This is a genomic window from Streptomyces recifensis, from assembly GCF_002154615.1.
Classification (GTDB): domain Bacteria; phylum Actinomycetota; class Actinomycetes; order Streptomycetales; family Streptomycetaceae; genus Streptomyces; species Streptomyces griseoluteus.
In genome coordinates, this window is record NZ_MUNH01000242.1 from 1 (window position 1) to 17,672 (window position 17,672).

Genomic DNA, 17,672 nt, shown 5'->3' on the forward strand with positions numbered 1-17,672 from the left:
CGGGCGGCCCGTGCCCCCACCGGGTCACCGCCCCGCCGGGCAGCCGCCCGTGACCCTAGGAAATCCCGAATTAATCCGCCCACGTTTCCGCGCCGTATAACCGGCGCCCGCGCCACCGGCCGAACGCCGGACGCGCGGACCGGTTAACCTGGGACGTCAGTACGCCGGTTCTCAGTGAGAGGCGCCAGAATCCCGTGCGCATCGCCAGGTTCTCCATCGACGGGAACGTAGCCTTCGGCGCGGTCGAGGGCGACAAGCAGGACGAGCTCGTCCTCGACATCATCAAGGGCATCCCCTTCGCCGACCACGAGCTGTCCGGCACCAAGGTGCCCCTCAGCAAGGTCCGGCTGCTCCCGCCGGTGCTCCCCAACAAGGTCGTGGCCTTCGGCCGCAACTACGCCGAGCACGCCAGGGAACTGGGCAGCGAGGTGCCCGACGTCCCGTTCGCCTTCTTCAAGCCCTCCACCTCGGTGATCGGCCCCGGCGACGACATCCAGTACCCGCCCTTCACCAAGGAACTGCACTACGAGGCCGAGCTGGCCGTGGTCATCGGCCGCATGTGCCGCGAGGTCCCGCGCGAGCGCGTCAAGGACGTCATCTTCGGCTACACCTGCGCCAACGACGTCACCGCCCGCGACGTGCAGCGCGTCGAGAAGCAGTGGGCCCGCGCCAAGGGCTTCGACTCCTCCTGCCCGCTCGGCCCCTGGGTGGAGACGGACATCGACCTCGCCCGCGCGAACGACCTCACCGTCCAGCTCACCCTCAACGGCGAGCAGCGCCAGCTCGGGCGCACCAGCGAGATGGTCCACCCCATCGAGGACCTGATCGTCAACATCTCCGAGGCCATGACGCTGCTCCCCGGCGACGTGATCCTCACCGGCACCCCCGCGGGCGTCGGCTCCATGAGCGTCGGCGACGAGGTCGCCGTCACCATCGAAGGCATCGGCACTCTCACCAACAAGGTTGTCAAGCGTGGCTAGCGCACCTGTACGCGTCCGTTTCTGTCCCTCGCCCACCGGTAACCCCCACGTGGGCCTGGTGCGCACCGCCCTGTTCAACTGGGCGTTCGCCCGCCACCACGAGGGCACGCTGGTCTTCCGGATCGAGGACACCGACGCGGCCCGCGACTCCGAGGAGTCCTACAACCAGCTCCTGGACTCCATGCGCTGGCTCGGCTTCGACTGGGACGAGGGCCCCGAGGTCGGCGGCCCGCACGCGCCGTACCGCCAGTCGCAGCGGATGGACATCTACCAGGACGTCGCGAGCAAGCTCCTGGAGGGCGGCTACGCCTACCACTGCTACTGCTCCCAGGACGAGCTGGACACCCGCCGCGAGGCCGCCCGCGCCGCCGGCAAGCCCTCCGGGTACGACGGCCACTGCCGCGAGCTGAGCGCCGCGCAGGTCGAGGAGTTCAAGGCCCAGGGCCGTGAGCCGATCGTCCGCTTCCGGATGCCGGACGAGGCGATCACCTTCGACGACCTGGTGCGCGGCGAGATCACCTACCTCCCGGAGAACGTCCCGGACTACGGCATCGTGCGCGCCAACGGCGCCCCGCTGTACACCCTGGTGAACCCGGTCGACGACGCGCTGATGGACATCACCCACGTCCTGCGCGGCGAGGACCTGCTCTCCTCCACCCCGCGGCAGATCGCCCTGTACAAGGCGCTGATGGAGCTGGGCATCGCCAAGCAGATCCCGGCCTTCGGCCACCTGCCGTACGTGATGGGCGAGGGCAACAAGAAGCTCTCCAAGCGCGACCCGCAGGCCTCGCTCAACCTCTACCGCGAGCGCGGCTTCCTGCCCGAGGGTCTGCTCAACTACCTGTCCCTGCTGGGCTGGTCCCTCTCGGCGGACCAGGACATCTTCTCGATCGCGGAGATGGTGGCCGCCTTCGACATCTCGGACGTGAACCCCAACCCGGCGCGCTTCGACCTGAAGAAGTGCGAGGCGATCAACGCCGACCACATCCGGCTGCTCGACGTGAAGGACTTCACCGAGCGCTGCGCCCCGTGGCTGAAGCCCCCGGTCGCGCCCTGGGCGCCGGAGGACTTCGACGAGGCCAAGTGGCAGGCGATCGCCCCGCACGCCCAGACCCGGCTCAAGGTGCTCTCCGAGATCACCGACAACGTCGACTTCCTCTTCCTGCCCGAGCCCGTCTTCGACGAGGCCTCGTGGAGCAAGGCCATGAAGGAAGGCTCGGACGCGCTGCTGCGCACCGCGCGGGAGAAGCTCGAGTCCGCCGACTGGACCTCGGCCGAATCCCTCAAGGAGGCCGTCCTGGCCGCCGGCGAGGCCCACGGGCTCAAGCTCGGCAAGGCCCAGGCCCCGGTCCGTGTGGCCGTGACCGGCCGCACCGTCGGCCTCCCTCTGTTCGAGTCCCTGGAGGTACTCGGCAAGGAGAAGACGCTGACCCGCATCGACGCGGCGCTGGAGCGGCTCGCGGCGTAACGAACGCCACACCGCCAGGGGCGGCATCCGGCCACCGGATGCCGCCCCTCGGCGTTCCGGCGCGCTGCCGCGGGGGCGGGCGCCCGTTACCGTCGGCCCATGAGCATCCGAGCCGTGGTCTGGGACGTGGACGACACCCTTTTCGACTACACCACCGCCGACCGTGAGGGCATGCGGGCACACCTCCTGGCGGAGGGGCTGCTCGCCCGGTTCGAGACGCCGGACCAGGCGCTCGCGGCGTGGCGGACGGCGACCGAGGCCCACTGGGCGCGGCACGCGGCGGGGGAGGCCACCTTCGAGGGGCAGCGGCTGGACCGGGTGCGGGCGTTCCTGGGCGCGGAACTCAGCGACGCCGAAGCTGAGGAATGGTTTCTGCGCTACGTCGGGCACTACCAGGCGGCCTGGCAGGTCTTCCCGGACGTGCTGCCCGCCCTCGACGCCCTCCCGGAGCACCGGCACGCGGTGCTGTCCAACTCCAGCCTGACTGTCCAGGAGCACAAGCTGCGCACCCTGGGCCTGCGGGACCGGTTCGAGTCCGTGCTGTGCGCCGTGGAGCTGGGGGTGTCCAAGCCGGCCGCCGGGGCCTTCCTGGCCGCCTGCGAGGGGCTGGGACTGCCCCCGCACGAGGTGGCGTACGTCGGGGACCACCCGGAGATCGACGGCCGGGGCGCGGCGGAGGCCGGGATGATGTCCGTATGGATCGACCGGGGCGGCCCGCACGCGCGGCCGGCCGGCACGGTCCTGGCGCACCGGATCACCAGCCTCGCCGAACTCCCGGCGCTGGTTCGCTCGGATACCCGTTTTGGAGCCCCGTCCACCTTCGGGTAATGTTCTTCCTGCGCCGAGGGGAACGGGCCGAAAGGCCGGGCCCCAGGCGCATCTGCTAGAACAAGATCCCCGCTCGGGGCTTGCGTTCCAGTGGCCTATGGTGTAATTGGCAGCACGACTGATTCTGGTTCAGTTAGTCTTGGTTCGAGTCCAGGTAGGCCAGCTCGCAGAGCTCATCTGCACCCGCGGATCTTGTCCGCGAGCCCCCGTTGTGTAGCGGCCTAGCACGCTGCCCTCTCAAGGCAGTAGCGCCGGTTCGAATCCGGTCGGGGGTACTGGTTCCGATCACTCGGAATCGCTAGGGCCCCCGTTGTGTAGCGGCCTAGCACGCCGCCCTCTCAAGGCGGTAGCGCCGGTTCGAATCCGGTCGGGGGTACTGACTGGTCTAAACCATCATTGGTCTATGGTGTAATTGGCAGCACGACTGATTCTGGTTCAGTTAGTCTTGGTTCGAGTCCAGGTAGACCAGCTCGGACCTGCGGAAACGCAGTGTCCAGGCCCCCGTTGTGTAGCGGCCTAGCACGCCGCCCTCTCAAGGCGGTAGCGCCGGTTCGAATCCGGTCGGGGGTACAGAAGGAAGGCTCCTCGCGTAAGCGGGGGGCCTTCGCTGTTTTCCGGGCCCGTGCCAACAGCCCCTCGCCGTGGCCCGGTTGACCGAACGGGCCGGGCGGGAGCGGGCCGCGGCGTTGGGGCCCGCTCCCGCCCGGGGGAAGCGTGGAAGCGGTCGCGTCGGCGCTCAGCCGGAGCGGCGCAGCGCCTCGGACAGCCGGGAGGCCGCGTCGATCACCGCCTGGGCGTGCATCCGGCCGGGATGCCGGGTCAGCCGCTCGATCGGTCCGGAGACCGAGACGGCGGCCACCACGCGGTTGGACGGCCCGCGCACCGGCGCCGAGACCGAGGCCACGCCCGGCTCCCGCTCGCCGATCGACTGCGCCCAGCCCCGGCGGCGCACCCCGGACAGCGCCGTCGCCGTGAAGCGCGCCCCCTGCAGACCCCGGTGCAGCCGCTCGGGCTCCTCCCAGGCCATGAGGATCTGCGCCGAGGAACCCGCCTTCATCGTGAGCGTCGAGCCCACCGGCACCGTGTCCCGCAGTCCGGACAGCCGCTCCGCGGCCGCCACACAGATCCGCATGTCGCCCTGGCGCCGGTAGAGCTGCGCGCTCTCGCCCGTCACGTCCCGCAGGTGCGTGAGCACCGGGCCGGCCGTCGCCAGCAGCCGGTCCTCGCCGGCCGCCGCGGCCAGCTCCGACAGGCGCGGGCCCAGGATGAACCTGCCCTGCATGTCCCGCGCCACCAGCCGGTGGTGCTCCAGAGCCACGGCCAGCCGGTGGGCCGTGGGTCGTGCCAGTCCGGTGGCCCCGACCAGACCCGCGAGGGTGGCCGGACCGGACTCCAGAGCGCTCAGGACAAGGGCCGCCTTGTCCAGAACGCCGACGCCGCTACTGTTGTCCATGCAACGATACTCCCGTCTCACTCTGTGAAACGCAAGTTCAATTTTCTCCGGAACGCGCCACTCTTGAAGAACACGGCGGCCCGCGTACGGCGGGCGCGGTGCCGGACGCCCGCACGCACCGAGATCACGGCGCGGGCGCCGCTTCCTCAGGTTCTCTAGATGTGTCGGCGGAACCGTGGCCGGCCGGAGGGAAAGCGATGGGTAGGACACTCGCGGAGAAGGTCTGGGACGACCATGTCGTCCGGCGCGCCGAGGGCGAGCCCGACCTTCTCTACATCGATCTGCACCTGCTGCACGAGGTGACCAGCCCGCAGGCGTTCGACGGTCTCCGCAAGAGCGGTCGCGCGGTCCGTCGTCTTGACCTGACCATCGCCACCGAGGACCACAACACCCCGACCCTCGACATCGACAAGCCGATCGCGGACCCGGTCTCGCGGGCCCAGCTGGAGACGCTGCGCAAGAACTGCGCGGAGTTCGGGGTGCGGCTGCACCCGCTGGGCGACGTCGAGCAGGGCGTGGTGCACGTGGTCGGCCCGCAGCTCGGGCTGACGCAGCCCGGCACGACCGTGGTGTGCGGTGACTCCCACACCTCCACGCACGGTGCGTTCGGGGCGCTCGCCTTCGGTATCGGCACCTCGCAGGTCGAGCACGTTCTGGCGACCCAGACGCTGCCGATGGCCCGGCCGAAGACCATGGCGATCACCGTCGAGGGCGAACTGCCCGAGGGTGTCACCGCCAAGGACCTGATCCTGGCGATCATCGCCCGGATCGGCACCGGCGGCGGCCAGGGCTACGTCCTGGAGTACCGCGGCTCCGCCATCGAGAAGCTGTCGATGGAGGCCCGGATGACCATCTGCAACATGTCCATCGAGGCCGGCGCCCGCGCGGGCATGATCGCCCCCGACGAGACCACCTTCGCCTACCTGAAGGGCCGCCCGCACGCCCCGGAGGGCGCCGACTGGGAAGAGGCGGTGGAGTACTGGAGGACGCTGCGCACCGACGACGACGCGGTCTTCGACGCCGAGGTCGTCATCGACGCGGCCGGACTCTCCCCGTTCGTCACCTGGGGCACCAACCCCGGCCAGGGAGCGCCGCTTTCGTCGCACGTCCCCGACCCGGCTTCGTACGAAGACGCATCGGAGCGCTACGCCGCCGAAAAGGCCCTGGAGTACATGGGGTTGACCGCCGGGCAGCCGCTGCGGGACATCGCCGTGGACACCGTCTTCGTAGGCTCCTGCACCAACGGCCGCATCGAGGACCTGCGCTCGGTCGCCGAGATCCTCCGGGACCGCAAAGTCGCCGACGGCGTACGGATGCTGGTCGTCCCCGGCTCCGCGCGGGTGGGCCTGCAGGCCGTCTCCGAGGGGCTGGACGTGGTCTTCAAGGAGGCCGGTGCCGAATGGCGGTACGCGGGCTGCTCGATGTGCCTGGGCATGAACCCCGACCAGCTCGCGCCGGGGGAGCGCTCCGCCTCCACCTCCAACCGCAACTTCGAGGGCAGGCAGGGCAAGGGCGGCCGCACCCACCTGGTCTCGCCGCAGGTCGCCGCCGCCACCGCCGTCCTCGGCCACCTCGGCTCGCCCGCCGACCTGTCCGACACCCCCGTGCCCGCTGGAGTGCGATAACGATGGAAGCCTTCACCACCCACACCGGCCGGGCCGTGCCGCTGCGCCGCAGCAACGTCGACACCGACCAGATCATCCCCGCCCACTGGCTCAAGAAGGTCACCCGCGACGGCTTCGAGGACGGTCTCTTCGAGGCGTGGCGCAAGGACGACACCTTCGTCCTCAACCGCCCCGAGCGGCAGGGCGCCACGGTCCTGGTCGCCGGCCCCGACTTCGGCACCGGCTCCTCCCGCGAGCACGCCGTCTGGGCGCTGCAGAACTACGGCTTCAAGGCCGTGATCTCCGCCCGCTTCGCCGACATCTTCCGGGGTAACTCGCTGAAGAACGGCCTGCTCACGGTGGTGCTGGAGCAGAAGGTCGTGGACGCGCTCTGGGAGCTGACCGAGCGCGACCCCGAGGCGGCGATCACGGTCGACCTCGAAGCCCGCGAGGTACGGGCCGAGGGCATCACCGCCTCCTTCGAGCTGGACGAGAACTCCCGCTGGCGGCTGCTGAACGGCCTGGACGACATCTCCCTCACCCTGCGCGACGAGGACGACATCGCCGCCTTCGAGAAGGACCGCCCGGCGCACAAGCCCCGCACGCTGACAAGCTGAGCAACCGCTCGCACGCATAAGGTTTCGGCCACCTCGACGGCCGCCGCGTACCCCCGATCGCCACGATTGGGGGTACGCGCATGTCCGGGTCCGGACGTCCGCGAGCGCACTCGGCGCGCTCCTCAACTCCCCTTCACCACTAAGAAGTTGCAGTTCCGGGCGCCTCCCGGCGGCGCCCCCTCGCCGAGCCCCGAAACGGCGCGCGGAGGCGGCAGTTGCCCCCTGCGCAGGCGACAACTCGCCCCAGATGGCACAATCTGTGCATGGAACACGACGGCCAACTCCAGCTCTATGCGGCAGTCGCGGACCAACTCAAACAAGCGCACGCAACCGTGCGCACACTGCAAGTCCCGGAGGGCGTACGGATGGCGCTGACCCGGAAGCTGCTGGTCATTACGGCCGCGGCCAAACACGATCCCGCCGGCGCGGCAACGCGTCTCGAACGATTCACCGCGGACCTCGAAGCGGGCCGGATGCCCGAAGAGGACCGCTGAATCCGTTCGGGACCGCCGAAACCGATGCGGCACAAGGGTGAGAAGCCCGTTTCGTGTTTGATTTGCGGTATATATCTGCCTAACGTGCGAAAAGCTTGAACACTTTCGTTCTGGCGATGTCTCCGAAGGGGAAGACGTGAACAAGGCGCAGCTCGTAGAAGCGATTGCCGACAAGATGGGCGGCCGCCAGCAGGCCGCCGATGCTGTCGACGCGGTCCTGGACGCCATCGTCCGCGCCGTCGTCGCGGGGGACCGGGTCTCGGTCACCGGCTTCGGGTCCTTCGAGAAGGTGGACCGCCCTGCCCGCTACGCCCGTAACCCCCAGACGGGCGAGCGTGTTCGGGTCAAGAAGACCTCGGTTCCGCGCTTCCGCGCCGGTCAGGGCTTCAAGGACCTGGTGAGCGGTTCGAAGAAGCTTCCCCGTGGTGGCGAGGTCTCCGTGAAGAAGGCGCCCAAGGGCAGCCTGACCGGCGGCGCTTCCGCGACCGTGAAGAAGGCCGCGGCCAAGAAGGCCACCAAGGCCGCCGCGAAGAAGACCACCGCCAAGAAGGCGACGCCGGCGAAGAAGACCACGGCCACCGCCAAGAAGGCCGCCGCGAAGAAGGCCCCGGCCAAGAAGGCCACCGGCACCACCGCGGCCGCCAAGAAGACCACGGCGAAGAAGGCTCCCGCGAAGAAGGTCACCGCCAAGAAGGCGCCCGCCAAGAAGTCGACGGCACGCAAGACCACCGCCAAGAAGACCACCGCCCGCTAGAGGCACGGCCTTCCACGGCACCCGGTCCCTCAGGGCTCACACGCGCCGGGCCGGACTCCCCCGGGGAGTCCGGCCCGCGGTGCGTTCACACGGCCGCTCAGGACCCCTTCAGCGCCTGCTCGACGCCCGTTCAGAAGGTCTGGAGGGTCACCAGCGTGATCCGCAGCCCCTCGCCCCGCCCCTCGGTCTCGATCCGCACCCGCTGACCGGGCCGCAGCAACCGCAGCCCGCCCGCGTCGAACGCGGCCGCGTCGAAGGGCACCGGGGTGCCATCGTCGAGCAGCACCTGCCCGCTGCGGCTCTCGGGGTCGTAGGTGTAAGCGGTGGCCTGCATGTCCGCAGCCTACTGCCCGGCGAGCGGCACCGGCGCGGTCCACGAGGCGCTCGCCGCCGCCGTGTACGGGCCCACGCCCAGCGACAGCGCCACCCGCAGGTCGTCGCCGGTGTCCACGTCCCGCCGTACCGATTCCACGCTGCCCGGCGCGAGTTCCGCCGCGCCCGAGGCGCGGTGCCGGGCGCGCGAGGCGCCGCCGAAGGCCGGGGCCAGTTCCCGGCCGGGCGCCGCCGCGAGCAGCGTCGTGCCCCACGCGGCCGCGTCCGCCAGGAAGGCGCGCGGGAATTCGGCCGCCGCCGTGAGGACCCGCGCCAGTTCCGCCGGGCGCAACGCGGGCAGATCGGCGTTGAGCGCGGCGACGGCCGCCTCCGGACGGACGGCGCGCACCGCCGAGGCGCCGTGCGCCAGCGCGGCGTTCAGCCCCCCGGCCGGCTCGTCCGGCACGACCCGGGCGCCCAGCGCGGCCAGCGCCCGCCCGGCCACCGGGTCGTCCGTGACGACCGCCACATCCGCGACCCCGGGACACTCCAGAACGGCGGCCACCGTGTCCTGCGCGAACGCCAGCACCAGCCCGGGCCGCGCTCCGTCGGCAACGGCGTCCGCGAGCCTGCTTTTCGCCCGTGCCAAGGGCTTCAGGGGGATGACCAAGCTCCACTGCACCGGCGTACCGTCCCTCTCTGCTCGCGCTCATTGTCACCCGCTCCCACCGGACGGCCCGAGCCGCCCCGACGTGTGGGGGAATGCTGTGAAGGCCAGTCCGGGGGCGGTCGCCGCAGACATGCGGGCGTACGGTGTTCTCGACAGACCGGCGGCCCGGAGTCACACTTGTCCGGCCCCCGGCCTAGGTGAAGGCCCTCAGAGGCCATGGAGGAAGGTGTCCGCGTGTCCCGCCGCAGAATCGGCTTCTGGTACCGCTTCGCCGCGGTGATCTGCAAACCGCCGCTGGCGGTTCTGATCAAGCGGGACTGGCGAGGAATGGAGCACATTCCGGCCGACGGCGGATTTATCACCGCGGTGAACCACAATTCCCACGTGGACCCCTTCGCGTACGCGCACTATCAGTACAACACCGGACGGGTTCCGCGATTCCTGGCGAAGAGCGGCCTTTTCAAGAAGGGATTCGTCGGCGCCGCGATGCGCGGTACCGGACAGATCCCCGTCTACCGCGAGAGCACCGACGCGCTGAGCGCATTCCGCGCCGCGATCGAGGCGGTGGAGAAGGGCGAGTGCGTCGCCTTCTACCCCGAGGGCACCCTGACCCGCGACCCCGACGGCTGGCCCATGACGGCCAAGACCGGTGCCGCCCGCGTGGCCCTGCAGACCAAGTGCCCGGTCGTGCCGGTCGCCCAGTGGGGCGTCAACGAACTCCTGCCCCCCTACGCGAAGAAGCCGAACCTCTTCCCGCGCAAGACCCACCACGTCCTGGCCGGTCCGCCGGTGGACCTCTCCCGGTTCTACGACCGGGAGATGACCGCCGACGTCCTCAGGGAGGCCACCGAGGTCATCATGGCGGCCATCACCCGCCAGCTCGAGGAGATCCGCGGCGAGAAGGCACCGGCCGTGCCCTACGACCCGCGCCGCGAGCGGATCGAGCAGCGCCGCCGCACCCGCGCCCAGTCCGGTCCGGTCGCCCCGTCCGGCCACGCGGTCCGGTCCGACGGGGGCCAGGTCCAGGACACCGTGCCCGCGCCCGCCGCCGAGGTCACGCCCACCGCCACCGAAGGGGGAAGCGGCAAGTGAGCACGCCTGTCCGGGTCGCCGTCATGGGCACCGGCTCCTGGGGCACCGCGTTCGCCGTGGTCCTCGCCGACGCGGGCTGCGAGGTCACCCTCTGGGCCCGCCGCGCCGAGGTGGCCGACGCGGTCAACTCCACGCGCACCAACCCGGGCTATCTGCCCGGCGTCGAGCTTCCGCCGGGCGTGCGCGCCACCTCCGACGCCACCGAGGCGCTCGGTGACGCGGACTTCGTCGTCCTGGCGATCCCCTCCCAGACCCTGCGTGCCAACCTCGCCGACTGGGCCCCGCTGCTCGCCCCGCACACCGTGCTCGTCTCCCTGATGAAGGGCGTGGAACTCGGCTCCGCCATGCGGATGAGCGAGGTCATCGAGGACGTCGCCAAGGTCGGACCCGAACGGATCGCCGTCGTCACCGGGCCCAACCTGGCCCGCGAGATCGCCGCCCGGATGCCCGCCGCCGCCGTGGTCGCCTGCACCGACGAGGAGGTCGCCCGGCGGCTCCAGGCGGCCTGCCACACCCCGTACTTCCGGCCGTACACCAACACCGACGTCATCGGCTGCGAACTCGGCGGCGCGGTCAAGAACGTCATCGGTCTCGCCGTCGGCATCGCGGACGGCATGGGGCTCGGCGACAACGCCAAGGGCTCGCTCATCACGCGCGGTCTCGCCGAGACCACCCGGCTCGGCATGGCGCTCGGCGCCGACCCGCTGACCTTCTCCGGACTCGCCGGACTCGGGGACCTGGTGGCGACCTGCTCCTCGCCGCTGTCCCGCAACCACACCTTCGGCACCAACCTCGGCAAGGGCATGACGCTCCAGGAGACCATCGCGGTCACCAAGCAGACCGCCGAGGGCGTCAAGTCCTGCGAGTCCGTGCTGGATCTGGCCCGCAGGCACGGTGTCGACATGCCGATCACCGAGACGGTCGTCGGAATCGTGCACGACGCCAAGCCGCCCGTGGTCGCTCTCAAGGAGCTGATGTCGCGCAGCGCGAAGCCCGAACGACGCTGAGCGAAAGCGCCGGGTCGCCGCTGTCCGGGGGCACTACCAACGGGTACTCTCAACGCGATATGAGCACCGAGAACCTCCCCCAGAACCCTGCGGCGCAGCCCCGCAAGCCGCGTGTGGCCGTCGTGTTCGGCGGCCGCTCCTCCGAACACGGGATCTCCACCGTCACCGCGGGTGCCGTCCTGGGTGCCATCGACCGGACCAAGTACGACGTCCTGCCGATCGGTATCACCCGTGACGGCCGCTGGGTGCTGACGGCCGACGAGCCGCAGCGGATGGCCATCACGGACCGCCGCACCCCGGAGGTCCTGGACGTGGCGGAGTCCACCGAGGGCGGAGTGGTGCTCCCGGTCGACCCGGCCAACCGCGAGGTCGTCTACAGCGAGCCCGGCGCGGTGCCCAAGGCGCTCGGCGAGGTCGACGTGGTCTTCCCGGTGCTGCACGGCCCCTTCGGGGAGGACGGCACCCTCCAGGGTCTGCTGGAGCTGTCCGGTGTGCCCTACGTCGGCTCGGGCGTGCTCGCCTCGGCCGTAGGCCAGGACAAGGACTACATGAAGCGGGTGTTCACCTCCTTCGGGCTCAAGGTCGGCCCGTACATGGTGATCCGGCCCCGCGAGTGGCAGCGGGACGAGTCCGCCGCCCGCAAGCGGATCGTGGACTTCGCCGGTGAGCACGGCTGGCCGCTGTTCGTGAAGCCCGCCCGCGCCGGCTCCTCCATCGGCATCACCAAGGTCGAGGACCTCTCCGGTCTGGACGAGGCCGTCGCCGAGGCCCAGCGCCACGACCCGAAGATCATCGTGGAGGCCGCGCTGTCCGGCCGCGAGATCGAGTGCGGCGTCCTGGAGTTCGAGGACGGCCCGCGCGCCTCGGTCCCCGCCGAGATCCCGCCGCCCAGCGCGCACGCGTACTACGACTTCGACGCCAAGTACATCGACTCCACGCCCGGTGTCGTCCCGGCCCCGCTCACCGACGAGCAGACCGCCGAGCTCCAGCGGCTCGCGGTCGAGGCGTTCGAGGCGGCGTCCTGCGAGGGGCTGGTCCGCGCGGACTTCTTCCTCACCGACGACGGCGAGTTCGTCATCAACGAGATCAACACCCTGCCCGGCTTCACCCCCATCTCGATGTACCCCAAGATGTGGGAGGCGTCCGGCGTCGGCTACGCGGAGCTGGTGGACCGCCTGATCCAGGCGGCACTGCGCCGCCCGACCGGGCTGCGCTAGGCGCTCACCGCATCACCGCATGGAGGCGATCCCCTCGGGGATCGCCTTCTTCACGGCCGGGGCCAGGTCGACCAGGACCGCCGTCGCGTCGTCCGGGCCGGACAACTCCGCGGGCAGCGTCACCTCCACGTAGGCGCGGCGGTTGGCGGTGGTGAAGCGCGAGGAACCGTCGTCCCGCTTCTCCATCAGCCAGTCCACGCCGTCCACCCCGCCGGCCAGCGCGTGGGGGTCGTGGCCCTGGGCGACCTCGGGGTCGGTCATCTTCGGCGGCCGGACCACCCCGCAGCGCAGTATGATCGCCGGGCCCGACCAGCCCGCCGTATAGGCGGAAGCGGGCCGTGGGTCGTCGCGGTGCCGGCCGTCCACCTTCCCGGGCAGCGCCTCGTCCAGACGCCGACACAGGGGGGCGGTGCGCGCGTCGGGGCGGGGAGCCGCGACCGTGGTGCCGTCGTCCGCCGTGGAACAGCCCGCGACCGCGATCAGCAGCGCGGGCGCGATCAGGCCGAGGGGCCGGTGACGGAAGAAGTTCACCGGCCAAGCGTAGACGGGGGCTACAGATGCACGACCGGGCAGGTCAGGGTGCGTGTGATGCCGTCCACTTGCTGGACCTTGGCGACCACCATGCGACCCAGCTCGTCGACGGTGTCGGACTGGGCGCGGACGATGACGTCATAGGGCCCCGTCACGTCCTCGGCCTGGATCACTCCAGGAATCCTGCCGATCGTCTCGGCGACGGTCGACGCCTTGCCGACCTCGGTCTGGATCAGGATGTACGCCTGTACCACGGAACCTCCAGGGCGGCCACGAGGATCATGTGGGGAAGAGGAACGCCACGGTATCGCGTCGCCGCTCTCCGAGGGGAGACCCTGGGGAACGGGGCACGCGCGCCGGGGTGCGGGCACGACGGAAGTTGACGGACACCTCGACCGTATCGGGGACACTGATGACGCGCGACCGGGCACGGGACAGGTACAGAAGGGGCTTGAGGCCATGAAGGGCACAGTGGGTGAGCTTGGTGAGTTCGGGCTCATCCGGGAGCTGACCTCCCGTCTCACCACCACCCCGGCGGTCCGGGTCGGCCCCGGTGACGACGCCGCCGTGGTCGCCGCCCCGGACCGCCGGGTGGTGGCGAGCACCGACATCCTGCTGGAGGGCCGGCACTTCCGCCGCGACTGGTCCACGGCCTACGACGTGGGCCGCAAGGCCGCCGCCCAGAACCTCGCCGACATCGCCGCGATGGGCGCTGTGCCCACCGCCCTGCTCCTCGGCCTGGTCGTCCCCGCCGAACTCCCGGTGACCTGGCCGACCGAGCTGATGGACGGCCTGCGCGACGAGTGTCAGGTGGCGGGCGCCTCCGTGGTCGGCGGCGACGTCGTACGCGGCGACACGATCATGGTGTCGATCACCGCGCTCGGTGATCTGCGCAACCAGGAGCCGGTGACCCGCGCGGGCGCGCAGCCCGGCGATCTGGTGGCCGTCACGGGCTGGCTCGGCTGGTCCGCCGCCGGGTACGCGGTGCTCTCACGGGGCTTCCGCTCGCCGCGTGCCTTCGTGGAGGCCCACCGCCGTCCCGAGCCGCCCTACCACGCGGGCCCGGCCGCCGCCGCGCTCGGCGCGACCGCCATGTGCGACGTCAGCGACGGACTGATCGCGGACCTCGGGCACATCGCGGACGCCAGCAAGGTACGGATCGACATCCGCTCCGGCGCCATCGACATCCCCACCCAGATGAACGACATCGGCCAGGCGGTCGGGGTCGACCCGCTGCAGTGGGTGCTCACCGGGGGAGAGGACCACGCGATCGTGGCCACCTTCCCGCCGGACACCAAGCTCCCGGCCCGCTGGAAGGTGATCGGCGAGGTGCTCAACCCCTCGGCGCTGCCCCAGGTGACCGTGGACGGGGCGCCCTGGACCGCCACGGGCGGCTGGGACCACTTCGGGGACCCCGAGTGAGGGCGGCCGGGCAGGCGCCGCCGCGCGTCCTCACCGTGGCCGGCTCGGACTCCGGCGGCGGAGCGGGCATCCAGGCCGACCTGAAGACGATGCTGGCGCTGGGCGTGCACGGGATGAGCGTGATCACCGCCGTGACCGCGCAGAACTCCCTCGGGGTGCAGGGCGCCTGGGAGCTGCCGGTGGAGGCGGTGCGGGCGCAGTACCGCAGTGTGGTGGACGACATCGGCGTCCAGGCCGTGAAGACCGGGATGCTGGCCTCGGCGGAACTGGTCGAGGCGGTCGCGGAGTTGATCTCCGGCACGGACGCGCCCGTGGTGGTGGACCCGGTGGGCGTCTCCAAGCACGGCGACCCGCTGCTCGCGGCCTCCGCCCTGGACTCGGTGCGCACCCGGCTCCTCCCGGTGGCTACCGTGGCCACCCCGAACCTGGACGAAGTGGCCCAGCTCACAGGATCGCGGGTCGCTTCGGAGGCCGATCTGCGCCCGGCGGCGGAAGCCGTACTGGCCTACGGGCCCCAGTGGGTGCTGATCAAGGGCGGGCATCTCACCGGCGAGGCCGTGGACCTGCTCACCGACGGGGACCAGGAGTTCTGGCTGCGTGCCCCGCGCCACGACAACCGGCACACCCACGGCACCGGCTGCACGCTGGCCTCCGCCGTCGCCTCGGGGCTGGCGAAGGGCCTGCCCGTGCCGGAGGCGGTCACGGCGGCCAAGGAGTACGTCACCGGGGCGATCGCCCGGGGGTTCGCCCTGGGCGCCGGGATCGGGCCAGTGGACCACGGCTGGCGCCTGAGGTAGGCGAGAGGGCAACGCGAAGAGCCGGCCCACCCGAAGGTGGACCGGCTCGACGCAGCAACCGACAGTGGCCGCGCGCTTAGCTGTGCGTCAGCGCGAGACCTTGCCGGCCTTGATGCACGAGGTGCAAGCGTTCACGCGCTTCGGCGTCCCGCCGACCACGGTACGGACGCGCTGGATGTTCGGGTTCCAGCGACGGGACGTACGGCGGTGCGAGTGCGAGATGTTGTTGCCGAAGCCCGGCCCCTTGCCGCAGACGTCGCAGTTGGCAGCCACGGGTCACTCCAAAGACTTCAGATGCACTTACGGTTGATCCCGGCATGCCGGAATCGAGATCAGGAGACCTGAGATCTTGAGTGGCGCTGCCAGGGGGAATGGCCCGACCGGGATCGGGCAACCGGAGCAGCATACAACGACTGCTTCCGTACAACGAAACTACCATGGCGGCCCGGCACCCCGTGCCCGGCCCTCCCGTGATGGACGCCGCCCCACGGTCTACGCTGCGTCCCACGTCCAGCGACAGGAGGCGCAGGTGGCGCAGGTGCCGCAGACATTCCTCGATGCTCTCGCGGTGCGCACCTGGTGCGGTCTGGCGCTGCGCTCGCTGGGGCGGGCGCGCGAGGAGATCGACGCGATCAACGTCTATCCCGTGGCCGACGGGGACACCGGCACCAACCTGTACCTGACCGTGGAGTCGGCGACGGCGGCCGTCGAAGCGGTGTTCGCCGGGTACGAGCAAGGCGGTCCCTCGCTCGCGGACGCCCTGCGCGCGATGGCCCACGGCGCGCTGATCGGCGCCCGCGGCAATTCCGGCACGATCCTCGCCCAGCTCCTGCGCGGCATGGCCCAGGTGCTCGCCGCCGGCGGCGCGGGTGACGTGTCCCACGTCGACGGCACCGCTCTGCGGCGGGCGCTGCGCCGGGCCGCCGACGCCGCCCGCGAGGCCGTCGCCCACCCGGTCGAGGGCACCGTGCTCACCGTCGCCTCGGCCGCCGCCGAGGCGGCCGACGGAGCCGAGGGGGACTGCGGGGCGGTCGTCCTGGCCGCCTACGAGGGAGCGCGCTCCGCCCTGGCCGCCACCCCCCGGCAACTGGCCGTCCTCGGCCGCGCCGGGGTCGTGGACGCGGGCGGACGCGGTCTGGTGACCGTGCTGGCCTCACTCGTGGAGGCGGTCACGGGCGACGCGCTGCCCGAGGAGACGTACGCCGGGGCGGCCGGGGCCGACGTCTGCCCGGAGGCCCCCGAGCACGCGGGGGAGGGCGGGCCCGCCTACGAGGTCATCTACCTGCTGGAGGCCGACGACGCGGCCGTGGCCCGGCTCCGGGAACGGCTCGACACCCTCGGCGACTCCCTGGTCGTGGTCGGCGGCGACGGGCTGTGGAACGTCCATGTGCACGTGGACGACGCCGGTGCCGCCGTGGAGGCGGGCGTCGAGGCCGGGCGGCCGTACCGGATCAGGATCACCCACTTCGCCGTCGGGGACGTCCACACGGGTGGGGAGCGGCCGCCGCGTGAACCGGCGCAGCGGGCCGTCGTCGCCGTGGTGCCCGGCGAGGGGCTGGCCGGGCTGTACGCCGAGGCGGGCGCCATCACCGTCCTCGCGCGCCCCGGTGAGCCGCCCGCCAGCGGGGAGCTGGCCCAGGCGCTCCGGCGCGCGCACGCCCGCGAGGTCGTCCTGCTGCCCAACGACGCCGAACTGCGCCACACGGCCGCCGCGGCCGCCGAGCAGGTGCGCGCCGAGGGCGTCCGGGTCGCCCTGATCCCGACCCGCTCGGCGGTCCAGGGCATCGCGGCGCTGGCCGTGCACGAACCGGAGCGCCGGTTCGACGAGGACGTGGTCCAGATGACCTCCGCCGCCGGTGCCACCCGGTACGCCGAGGTGCTCGTCGCCGAGCGGCAGTCGTGGACCACGGCCGGGATCTGCCAGGCCGGGGACGCGCTCGGGCTGATCGACGGCGACGTCGCCGTGATCGGCCCCGACCTCACCGGCACCGCCGAGACCGTGCTCGACCGCATGCTCCGGGCGGGCGGCGAGCTGGTCACCCTGGTCGTCGGCGACGACGCCCCCGAGGCCGTCGCCGACCGCCTCGAAGCCCGCGTCCGCGAGTCCTACCTCGCCGTCGACACCGTGGTCTACCGCGGCGGCCGGCAGGGCGCGCCGCTGCTCATCGGCGTGGAGTGAGCGGCCGGGGTCACTCCCCGTCCAGCAGACGGGCCGCCGTCGCGCGCCGGAGGCGGACCGTTTCGTCCGTGCCGTCGGCGCCCTCGTAGGCCGCGAGGACGGCACGTGCGCGTGCCCGTGCCCCGGCCGTCCGCCCCAGCTCGGCCTCCAGCGCGGCCGCGGCCAGTTCGGCGCCCGTGCGGCCGTGCAGGCCGTCCGTGCCGAGGGTGGCGAACAGCGCCGCCGACCGCTCCAGCTCCGCCAGCGC

The 17,672-nt window shown here is 71.6% G+C and carries 20 protein-coding genes and 5 tRNA genes; 18 read left to right on the plus strand and 7 right to left on the minus strand.

Translation table 11 applies throughout. The features are described from left to right. Positions 1 to 194: 194 nt before the first annotated feature. The 8 genes from CCN33_RS14630 to CCN33_RS14665 all read left to right on the plus strand — a co-directional run bounded on the left by CCN33_RS14630 (position 195) and on the right by CCN33_RS14665 (position 3,846). The gene (locus tag CCN33_RS14630; protein ID WP_086694069.1) at positions 195 to 980 is read left to right on the plus strand and encodes a fumarylacetoacetate hydrolase family protein; all 786 of its coding nucleotides are present in this window, start codon (positions 195 to 197) and stop codon (positions 978 to 980) included. Continuing rightward, positions 964 to 2,448, plus strand: coding sequence for a glutamate--tRNA ligase (gene gltX, locus CCN33_RS14635; RefSeq protein ID WP_086694070.1), 1,485 nt, complete (start codon positions 964 to 966; stop codon positions 2,446 to 2,448). The genes CCN33_RS14630 and gltX overlap by 17 nt, the downstream gene beginning before the upstream one ends. 99 nt (positions 2,449 to 2,547) lie before the next feature. Next, positions 2,548 to 3,276 carry an HAD family hydrolase gene (locus CCN33_RS14640; RefSeq protein ID WP_208621756.1) on the plus strand — a complete coding sequence of 243 codons (729 nt, stop codon included), beginning with the start codon at positions 2,548 to 2,550 and terminating at the stop codon, positions 3,274 to 3,276. Between the two features lie 91 nt (positions 3,277 to 3,367). After that, positions 3,368 to 3,439 (plus strand) — tRNA-Gln (locus tag CCN33_RS14645). Between the two features lie 39 nt (positions 3,440 to 3,478). Further along, a tRNA-Glu gene (locus CCN33_RS14650) sits at positions 3,479 to 3,551 on the plus strand. Between the two features lie 28 nt (positions 3,552 to 3,579). Beyond that, positions 3,580 to 3,652 (plus strand) — tRNA-Glu (locus tag CCN33_RS14655). Positions 3,653 to 3,673: 21 nt separating this feature from the next. Further along, positions 3,674 to 3,745: transfer RNA gene (locus tag CCN33_RS14660), tRNA-Gln, on the plus strand. 28 nt (positions 3,746 to 3,773) lie between these two features. After that, positions 3,774 to 3,846 (plus strand) — tRNA-Glu (locus CCN33_RS14665). Positions 3,847 to 4,012: 166 nt separating this feature from the next. Here the strand turns inward: CCN33_RS14665 and ndgR are convergent. Next, positions 4,013 to 4,729 (minus strand): IclR family transcriptional regulator NdgR, encoded by a 717-nt coding sequence (gene ndgR / locus CCN33_RS14670; RefSeq protein WP_030808445.1) that lies wholly within the window; start codon positions 4,727 to 4,729, stop codon positions 4,013 to 4,015. Positions 4,730 to 4,926: 197 nt separating this feature from the next. On the opposite strand from ndgR, the gene leuC reads away from it, so the two are divergent. From leuC to CCN33_RS14690, 4 genes are all read left to right on the plus strand, one after another. Continuing rightward, positions 4,927 to 6,354: a 3-isopropylmalate dehydratase large subunit gene (gene leuC, locus CCN33_RS14675; protein ID WP_086694072.1), complete on the plus strand. Its 1,428-nt coding sequence runs from the start codon at positions 4,927 to 4,929 to the stop codon at positions 6,352 to 6,354. A 2-nt stretch (positions 6,355 to 6,356) separates the two neighbouring features. Next, entirely contained in the window at positions 6,357 to 6,950 is a 594-nt protein-coding gene (gene leuD, locus CCN33_RS14680) for a 3-isopropylmalate dehydratase small subunit (RefSeq protein WP_086694073.1), read from the plus strand. A gap of 263 nt (positions 6,951 to 7,213) precedes the next feature. After that, entirely contained in the window at positions 7,214 to 7,444 is a 231-nt protein-coding gene (locus tag CCN33_RS14685; protein ID WP_086694074.1) for an SCO5555 family protein, read from the plus strand. Between the two features lie 136 nt (positions 7,445 to 7,580). Beyond that, entirely contained in the window at positions 7,581 to 8,198 is a 618-nt protein-coding gene (locus CCN33_RS14690; RefSeq protein ID WP_086694075.1) for an HU family DNA-binding protein, read from the plus strand. Between the two features lie 130 nt (positions 8,199 to 8,328). Here CCN33_RS14690 and CCN33_RS14695 read toward each other — a convergent pair whose 3' ends face one another. Further along, the gene (locus CCN33_RS14695) at positions 8,329 to 8,532 is read right to left on the minus strand and encodes a hypothetical protein (RefSeq protein ID WP_031181780.1); all 204 of its coding nucleotides are present in this window, start codon (positions 8,530 to 8,532) and stop codon (positions 8,329 to 8,331) included. Between the two features lie 9 nt (positions 8,533 to 8,541). Next, positions 8,542 to 9,192 (minus strand): 2-phospho-L-lactate guanylyltransferase, encoded by a 651-nt coding sequence (gene cofC, locus CCN33_RS14700; RefSeq protein ID WP_086694076.1) that lies wholly within the window; start codon positions 9,190 to 9,192, stop codon positions 8,542 to 8,544. Between the two features lie 222 nt (positions 9,193 to 9,414). On the opposite strand from cofC, the gene CCN33_RS14705 reads away from it, so the two are divergent. From CCN33_RS14705 to CCN33_RS14715, 3 genes are read left to right on the plus strand one after another with little or no spacing between them, the layout of a single operon-like run. After that, complete coding sequence (locus CCN33_RS14705; protein WP_086694077.1) at positions 9,415 to 10,272, plus strand: lysophospholipid acyltransferase family protein; 858 nt, start codon at positions 9,415 to 9,417, stop codon at positions 10,270 to 10,272. Beyond that, positions 10,269 to 11,279, plus strand: coding sequence for an NAD(P)H-dependent glycerol-3-phosphate dehydrogenase (locus CCN33_RS14710; RefSeq protein WP_086694078.1), 1,011 nt, complete (start codon positions 10,269 to 10,271; stop codon positions 11,277 to 11,279). Before CCN33_RS14705 ends, CCN33_RS14710 begins: the two co-directional genes overlap by 4 nt. Positions 11,280 to 11,338: 59 nt before the next feature. Then, positions 11,339 to 12,496, plus strand: a complete 1,158-nt coding sequence (locus tag CCN33_RS14715) for a D-alanine--D-alanine ligase family protein (RefSeq protein ID WP_086694079.1) — start codon at positions 11,339 to 11,341, stop codon at positions 12,494 to 12,496. 12 nt (positions 12,497 to 12,508) lie between these two features. Here the strand turns inward: CCN33_RS14715 and CCN33_RS14720 are convergent, their stop codons facing one another. Together CCN33_RS14720 and CCN33_RS14725 are read right to left on the minus strand one after the other, a co-directional pair. Next, positions 12,509 to 13,027 (minus strand): DUF3515 domain-containing protein, encoded by a 519-nt coding sequence (locus CCN33_RS14720; protein ID WP_086694080.1) that lies wholly within the window; start codon positions 13,025 to 13,027, stop codon positions 12,509 to 12,511. A 20-nt stretch (positions 13,028 to 13,047) separates the two neighbouring features. Next, positions 13,048 to 13,281 (minus strand): Lrp/AsnC family transcriptional regulator, encoded by a 234-nt coding sequence (locus CCN33_RS14725; RefSeq protein ID WP_030808468.1) that lies wholly within the window; start codon positions 13,279 to 13,281, stop codon positions 13,048 to 13,050. Positions 13,282 to 13,486: 205 nt separating this feature from the next. On the opposite strand from CCN33_RS14725, the gene CCN33_RS14730 reads away from it, so the two are divergent. Together CCN33_RS14730 and thiD are read left to right on the plus strand one after the other, a co-directional pair. Further along, positions 13,487 to 14,449, plus strand: coding sequence for a thiamine-phosphate kinase (locus CCN33_RS14730; RefSeq protein ID WP_030808471.1), 963 nt, complete (start codon positions 13,487 to 13,489; stop codon positions 14,447 to 14,449). Beyond that, positions 14,446 to 15,246 (plus strand): bifunctional hydroxymethylpyrimidine kinase/phosphomethylpyrimidine kinase, encoded by an 801-nt coding sequence (thiD, locus tag CCN33_RS14735; protein WP_086694081.1) that lies wholly within the window; start codon positions 14,446 to 14,448, stop codon positions 15,244 to 15,246. The genes CCN33_RS14730 and thiD overlap by 4 nt, the downstream gene beginning before the upstream one ends. Positions 15,247 to 15,333: 87 nt before the next feature. Here the strand turns inward: thiD and rpmB are convergent, their stop codons facing one another. Further along, on the minus strand, positions 15,334 to 15,519 hold the full coding sequence (gene rpmB, locus CCN33_RS14740; protein WP_003993230.1) for a 50S ribosomal protein L28: 186 nt from the start codon (positions 15,517 to 15,519) through the stop codon (positions 15,334 to 15,336). A 256-nt stretch (positions 15,520 to 15,775) separates the two neighbouring features. Between rpmB and CCN33_RS14745 the strand changes: the two genes are divergently transcribed. Further along, positions 15,776 to 17,425, plus strand: a complete 1,650-nt coding sequence (locus tag CCN33_RS14745) for a DAK2 domain-containing protein (RefSeq protein ID WP_086694082.1) — start codon at positions 15,776 to 15,778, stop codon at positions 17,423 to 17,425. 10 nt (positions 17,426 to 17,435) lie between these two features. Here CCN33_RS14745 and CCN33_RS32055 read toward each other — a convergent pair. Continuing rightward, a partial coding sequence (locus CCN33_RS32055; protein ID WP_167387860.1) for a hypothetical protein occupies positions 17,436 to 17,672 on the minus strand: 237 nt, incomplete at its 5' end.